The following is a 6,670-nucleotide window of genomic DNA, read 5'->3' on the forward strand; positions in this document are numbered from 1 at the left end:
CATGCCAAAGGGTTATTAACGCTGACCCTTTGGCATATATACATGGCTTAAGTAACAAGCGATTGAATACCTGTTTAAAAATAGAAAATTTACTTATTTTCCAAATAAGCGGTGACTAAAACTCTCTATTTTTCCAAGTAATATCCGCTTCTGCATCGTGAGATTCCAGCTGGCAGATAGCCCGGCAGCTCCCATTAAACGACGATATTGTTCTTCATCAAATGGGCTATGAAAAGCAATGGAAATGGCTTCTTTCACAGAAACATCACTATTCCGACTGAGAAGCTTTATTGGTTCACCCGCACAGGTTACACCTGAAGAGATCACACGGTATAACCAGCCGCAATAGCCTCTGTCTTGCATGATGGCAGCAAAATTCTCAATACCGGTAATGATATTAAGTTTATAACAAGGCGAACGAGGCTGAGTTACCTGAATAATTGTCTCTCCCCACTGGAAAATGTCTCCGATATAAACGCTCTCTTCTGTCATCCCTTCCGTTGATATATTTTCACCAAAGAGCGGGGGTACAAATAACTCCATTAATTCAGGGAATTGCCTTTTCCAAAATAGATAATGTTCCATCGGATAATGGCAAAGTGCACGATCTGGCCCGCCATGAAAGCGGGCTTCTGCCTGTTCATCACCTTCCAGTCCCAGAGAAGTAAGCTGTAAACTGCCATTTACCAGCAGTTTATTGATTGCAGAGGAACCCAATTTCTCGGAGGAGATTATTTTTCCTCTATATATCTGTGGGTAATACATTTCCATTTCTCCTCAATAAACACATAATGAACAGACAGTCAGTAAAACAATCGGTTAGTTCCGACCTTCATAACCATCCATATAAGTAGCAGATATAGCTTCGGACATTGCCTTACGCCATTTTATTGAAGGGCCTTCGCTGCTCTCATAAACTTTACCCTCAAAATGCGATGTTCTCCGAATTGAATTCATGAATTCATCACCTTTTAAATAAATTACTCGTTGCTGCGCCTCTTCGGGGGATACACCTGCTTCTCTGTCTTTTTTACCAAACTGCCAGAATTGCTCAAAAAACGGTATTGAAAGCTCGATACTATCGTAGATTTTAGTTCTGAAATTGGGGTCAAAATCATCATTAGAAGCATAAACAAAATGCTTGGCATTACGTTCGGCACTTGTTTTGGGCTGCGCACAGCCAGACATTAGTAAGGAGGATACTATAAGGGTTGTAATCGTTATGACAGCGTTCTTTTTCATTATGTGCCTTTAATCGCGAAACAAGAAAAAATCGAATGATAGCGAAAATTATGGCCAATAAAAATGCTGACCACGGTTATGATCAGCACTTTTTGAAAGATGAAGATAATAGCTGTTATTTAATTTTTTCTTCGTAACGCCTTGCTGCTTCATCCCAATTTACGACATGCCAAAATGCCTTAATATAATCAGGGCGGCGATTTTGATATTTAAGGTAGTAAGCATGTTCCCATACATCTAACCCTAAAATGGGATAACCGGAAGTACCGGAAATTTCTTCTCCCATCAACGGGCTATCCTGATTTGCAGTAGAAACAACATCAAGTTTTCCGTCTTCTTTCAGTACCAGCCAAGCCCAGCCAGAACCAAAACGGGTAGCTGCTGCCTGTTCGAATTTTGTTTTGAAAGCATCAATGCTGCCAAAATCCCGTTCTATTGCTGCTTTTAAAGCACCGGATAACGTCGTATCTAATTTTAGCCCTTTCCAGAACATGCTGTGATTTGAATGACCTCCTGCGTTATTACGCATAAAAGTACGTTTATCAGCCGGGATTCTGTCAAGCTGCTGAACCAGATCATCAATGTCCAGACCAGCGAGTTCAGGGAAATTTTCCAGTGCGGTATTGGTATTTGCAACGTAGGTTTGATGGTGTTTAGTATGATGAATAAGCATCGTTTGTTCATCAAAATGAGGTTCCAGTGCATCATAAGAATAAGGCAAGGAAGGTAATGAATGACTCATATTAAATCTCCAGTTGTTTAAAATACATACACCCTTTATTTATTGGGGGATGAAGATCACACCTTGTAAGCAACAGGATTATTATAGTGAATCAAACGGTAATGAAAATGATTATCAATTCCATATTGTCACTGTGGTTTCCTTTCCTTTTGTATTTAATCTATAAATAAGAATAAATAACCAAATAGAATCCAACAGTTAGTTAATTTTTCCAAAAATGAGATTATGAATAACGGTATATTTTATATAAATACACCGCATTAAATGTTCCCTTCATAACATTCATTATCTCTATTGCGTGATCTTCCGCGCAAAAAAGAAACAAAAATTCTTCTTACACTTTAGTTAACCTTGTTTTGACATAGTATTAACAATTGCAAGGAGATAAAAATATGACTCAAATAATTAAGCACCCTATTCCTGCTGACATCGCAGAAACAGCCCTGATAAACAAACAACAATATCTGCAAGAATACCAACGCTCACTACAGGATCCTGAGGGGTTCTGGGGAGAAAAAGGTAAAATTGTCGATTGGATAAAACCTTATACAAAAGTGAAAAATACCTCTTTCGACCCCGGGCATATCAGTATCCGCTGGTTTGAAGATGGCACACTTAACCTAAGTGCTAACTGCCTTGACCGCCATTTACAGGAGCGAGGCCATCAGACTGCCATTATCTGGGAAGGAGACAAACCGGCTGAATCCAGACATGTTACATATCAGGAGCTATACCACGATGTCTGCCAGTTCGCCAATGTCTTGAAAAAACTCGGAGTCAAAAAAGGCGATGTTGTCGCTATTTATATGCCAATGGTGCCAGAAGCCGCTGTCGCCATGCTGGCTTGTGCCCGGGTTGGCGCGATTCACTCCGTAATTTTCGGCGGCTTTTCTCCTGATGCAATTTCCGGTCGAATTATCGATTCAAATGCGAAGTTAATCATCACAGCCAATGAAGGTTTACGAGCTGGCCGAGTTGTTCCGCTGAAAAAAAATGTCGATGAAGCACTAAGCAATCCTGCTGTGACAAATGTGACTAATGTTGTCGTCTTCAAACGTACTGATAATGCAACAAACTGGCATACCGGACGCGATCTCTGGTGGCATGAATTAACCAAAGAGGCTAGTTCAGATTGCCCTGCTGAAGAAATGAATGCCGAAGATCCGTTGTTTATTCTTTATACATCCGGTTCAACAGGTAAGCCTAAAGGTGTTCTACATACCTCCGGTGGTTATCTGGTCTATGCATCTTTGACATTCAAATATACGTTTGATTACCGTCCCGGCGAAGTTTACTGGTGCACAGCTGATGTAGGCTGGGTAACCGGCCATAGTTACTTGCTTTATGGTCCGCTCTCCTGTGGTGCAACAACCTTAATGTTTGAAGGAGTACCAAACTATCCCGATGTGAATCGTCTCTGTCAGGTTGTAGATAAACATCAGGTCAATATCCTCTATACCGCACCAACCGCCATTCGAGCGTTAATGGCAGAAGGGGATAAAGCTATTGAAGGCACCAAACGCACATCATTACGCATCATGGGTTCAGTGGGGGAACCCATCAACCCAGAAGCCTGGGAATGGTACTACAAGAAAATAGGCAACAGTAAATGCCCTATCGTCGATACATGGTGGCAAACAGAAACAGGTGGATTCATGATCACGCCGTTGCCCGGAGCAACCGACCTCAAAGCTGGATCAGCCACACTGCCATTCTTCGGCGTAAGCCCGGCAATAGTCGATAATACCGGAGAAACCTTAAGCGGCGAGAGTGAAGGTAATCTTGTCATTACCGATTCATGGCCGGGGCAAGCTCGTACATTGTTTGGTGATCATGACCGTTTTGAGCAAACCTATTTTTCTACCTTCAAAGGCGTTTATTTCAGTGGCGATGGTGCCAGACGAGATGAAGATGGTTATTACTGGATTACTGGTCGTGTTGATGATGTGCTGAATATTTCAGGCCACCGATTGGGAACTGCAGAAATTGAATCTGCGTTGGTTGCTCATCCCAAAATTGCGGAAGCGGCTGTTGTCGGGATACCACACCGTATTAAAGGGCAGGCAATTTATGCTTATGTCACATTAATTCATGGTGAAGAACCTTCTCCTGATTTGTATGCAGAAGTCAGAAGCTGGGTTCGCAAAGAAATCGGCCCAATTGCGACTCCGGACATCCTGCACTGGACTGATTCTCTGCCAAAAACACGTTCAGGAAAAATTATGCGGCGTATTTTACGCAAAATTGCTTCCGGTGATACTGGCAACTTAGGTGATACTTCCACTTTGGCTGATCCCGGCGTTGTGGAAAAATTATTGGAAGAAAAGCAATCCATAATGATGCCTTAATGTATATGCCATAAGGCACATATAGTTCATATGCACGCCGCCGCAAGGCGGCTTGGTAAGCATAATCAAAAAATACAGAACTGTTCAGGGACGTGACAGATAGTCATGCATTCTCTCGAATGTTGCTGTCCGTATCTGGCAACCCTCAATGTTGTTTAAGGTTCGTCCTTTAATACCTAAAAGGAGATAGCCTGATGAGTACCGATATTTATCAAGAAATCGAAAACAACCCTCACTTTAAAGAGTTAATTGAAAAGCGTGGGCGTTTTGCCTGGTTGTTATCTGCCATTATGTTAATACTTTATGTTGGTTTTATTTTCCTCATCGCTTTTGCTCCTGGATGGCTTGGCACTCCTCTTTATGAGGGCTCCAGCATGACTCGTGGTATTCCTGTGGGTGTCGGTATTATTTTTATTTCTTTTATATTAACGGGGATTTACGTAATCAGAGCGAACGGTGAATTTGATCGTTTAACCTCAGCTATTCTCAATGAGGTGAGAAAATGAGAAAACTTGTCCTATCAACAATCGCGTTATTTTCTTCCCTCTACCCCATCCTCACTCAAGCAGATGCCATTTCAGGTAATGTAGAAAAACAACCTTTAAATATTCAGGCAATCATCATGTTCCTGTTATTTGTCGGGTTCACACTCTACATCACTTATTGGGCATCAAAACGGACAATTTCACGTTCTGATTACTATACCGCAGGCGGGCGGATCACTGGCTTCCAAAACGGTATGGCAATTGCAGGCGATTATATGTCTGCAGCATCATTTTTGGGGATTTCAGCGCTGGTTTATACCTCCGGTTATGATGGCCTTATTTATTCCATTGGTTTTCTTGTCGGCTGGCCGATTATTTTGTTCCTAATCGCAGAACGATTAAGAAATCTGGGCCGCTACACATTCGCTGATGTTGCTTCTTACCGACTAAAACAGCGCCCAATCCGTACATTATCAGCGGTAGGCTCACTAGTTGTTGTTGCTTTATACCTGATTGCACAGATGGTTGGAGCAGGAAAACTCATCGAGTTGTTATTTGGGCTGAATTACTACATCGCTGTGGTTTTAGTTGGTATTTTAATGGTTCTATATGTGCTGTTTGGCGGAATGCTGGCAACAACATGGGTGCAGATTATTAAAGCAATCCTGTTATTGGCCGGTGCCACATTTATGGCGTTGATGGTCATGAAAGCCGTAAATTTCAATTTCAATACTCTGTTTAAAGAAGCTATTGCCGTTCACTCAAATGGCCAAAAAATTATGAGTCCCGGGGGATTAGTTTCTGACCCAATATCTGCGCTTTCTTTAGGATTAGCGTTAATGTTTGGTACCGCAGGTTTACCACATATCATTATGCGATTCTTTACCGTTAATGATGCCAAAGAAGCTCGTAAAAGTGTTTTCTATGCCACCGGATTTATCGGTTATTTCTATATTCTGACATTTATTATCGGGTTTGGCGCAATACTGTTAGTCAGCCCTAATGCTGCATTTAAAGATGGTACTGGCGCATTGCTCGGTGGAACTAATATGGCTGCTGTTCACCTTGCGACTGCCGTGGGTGGTGATTTCTTCCTCGGATTCATCTCTGCTGTCGCCTTTGCCACCATTTTAGCTGTAGTTGCGGGATTAACACTTGCAGGTGCCTCAGCAGTTTCTCATGACCTCTATGCAAATGTGATTAAACAAGGTCAGGCTAATGAACGGGATGAATTAAGAATTTCGAAAATTACGGTTGTTTTTCTGGGGATTATCGCTATTGGGTTAGGTATTTTATTCGAAAAACAAAATATTGCCTTTATGGTCGGTCTGGCTTTCTCTATTGCAGCAAGCTGTAATTTCCCGATTATTTTGCTGTCAATGTACTGGAACAAACTGACAACACGAGGTGCACTCATAGGCGGGTGGTTGGGATTAATAATAGCTGTTGTGCTCATGATCCTAGGCCCAACAATCTGGGTTAGTATTCTTGGACATGAAAAACCCATTTATCCCTACGAATATCCAGCTTTATTTTCCATGATTGTGGCATTTGCCGGTGCGTGGTTCTTTTCTATCACTGATACATCAGAACAAGGCCAGCAGGAACGCGAAATGTTTCGCAGACAATTCTTGCGTTCACAGACAGGAATTGGAATTGAACAAGGAAAAGCACATTAATTTCTTCAGGTTTAAAATACAAAAAAGCCATCCGGTGAAGGATGGCTTCTCTGTCAAAGTGATGTCTGGCAGTGTCCTACTCTCACATGGGGAGACCCCACACTACCATCGGCGCTACGGCGTTTCACTGCTGAGTTCGGCATGGGGTCAGGTGGGACCACCGCGCTATTGCCG

Annotated in this window: 6 protein-coding genes and 1 rRNA gene; 3 read left to right on the forward strand and 4 right to left on the reverse strand. The window is 42.2% G+C overall.

All coding sequences use genetic code 11. The features are described 5' to 3' along the window. Nucleotides 1-93: 93 nt before the first annotated feature. From yiiM to sodA, 3 genes are all read right to left on the reverse strand, one after another. On the reverse strand, nucleotides 94-765 hold the full coding sequence (gene yiiM / locus AACS92_RS09890) for a 6-hydroxyaminopurine reductase (protein WP_099111053.1): 672 nt from the start codon (nucleotides 763-765) through the stop codon (nucleotides 94-96). A gap of 54 nt (nucleotides 766-819) precedes the next feature. Continuing rightward, nucleotides 820-1,242, reverse strand: a complete 423-nt coding sequence (locus AACS92_RS09895; RefSeq protein ID WP_099111054.1) for an Exc2 family lipoprotein — start codon at nucleotides 1,240-1,242, stop codon at nucleotides 820-822. Nucleotides 1,243-1,357: 115 nt separating this feature from the next. Further along, on the reverse strand, nucleotides 1,358-1,984 hold the full coding sequence (gene sodA, locus AACS92_RS09900) for a superoxide dismutase [Mn] (protein WP_099111055.1): 627 nt from the start codon (nucleotides 1,982-1,984) through the stop codon (nucleotides 1,358-1,360). 392 nt (nucleotides 1,985-2,376) lie between these two features. Between sodA and acs the strand changes: the two genes are divergently transcribed. The 3 genes from acs (at nucleotide 2,377) to actP (ending at nucleotide 6,496) form a co-directional block, all read left to right on the forward strand. Beyond that, nucleotides 2,377-4,332 carry an acetate--CoA ligase gene (gene acs / locus AACS92_RS09905; protein WP_099111056.1) on the forward strand — a complete coding sequence of 652 codons (1,956 nt, stop codon included), beginning with the start codon at nucleotides 2,377-2,379 and terminating at the stop codon, nucleotides 4,330-4,332. A 194-nt stretch (nucleotides 4,333-4,526) separates the two neighbouring features. Beyond that, nucleotides 4,527-4,838, forward strand: coding sequence for a DUF485 domain-containing protein (locus AACS92_RS09910; protein ID WP_099111057.1), 312 nt, complete (start codon nucleotides 4,527-4,529; stop codon nucleotides 4,836-4,838). Beyond that, nucleotides 4,835-6,496: a cation/acetate symporter ActP gene (actP, locus tag AACS92_RS09915; RefSeq protein WP_099111058.1), complete on the forward strand. Its 1,662-nt coding sequence runs from the start codon at nucleotides 4,835-4,837 to the stop codon at nucleotides 6,494-6,496. Before AACS92_RS09910 ends, actP begins: the two co-directional genes overlap by 4 nt. 63 nt (nucleotides 6,497-6,559) lie before the next feature. Here actP and rrf read toward each other — a convergent pair. Beyond that, a 5S ribosomal RNA gene (rrf, locus tag AACS92_RS09920) occupies nucleotides 6,560-6,670 on the reverse strand.

The sequence above is a fragment of the Xenorhabdus sp. KJ12.1 genome (assembly GCF_963876495.1).
GTDB lineage: Bacteria > Pseudomonadota > Gammaproteobacteria > Enterobacterales > Enterobacteriaceae > Xenorhabdus > Xenorhabdus stockiae.

Coding starts and splice junctions, on each gene's coding strand:
- AACS92_RS09910 (WP_099111057.1), top strand. CDS start 4,527: ATGAGTACCGATATTTATCAAGAAATCGAAAACAACCCTCACTTTAAA.
- acs (WP_099111056.1), top strand. CDS start 2,377: ATGACTCAAATAATTAAGCACCCTATTCCTGCTGACATCGCAGAAACA.
- actP (WP_099111058.1), top strand. CDS start 4,835: ATGAGAAAACTTGTCCTATCAACAATCGCGTTATTTTCTTCCCTCTAC.
- yiiM (WP_099111053.1), bottom strand. CDS start 765: ATGTATTACCCACAGATATATAGAGGAAAAATAATCTCCTCCGAGAAA.
- sodA (WP_099111055.1), bottom strand. CDS start 1,984: ATGAGTCATTCATTACCTTCCTTGCCTTATTCTTATGATGCACTGGAA.
- AACS92_RS09895 (WP_099111054.1), bottom strand. CDS start 1,242: ATGAAAAAGAACGCTGTCATAACGATTACAACCCTTATAGTATCCTCC.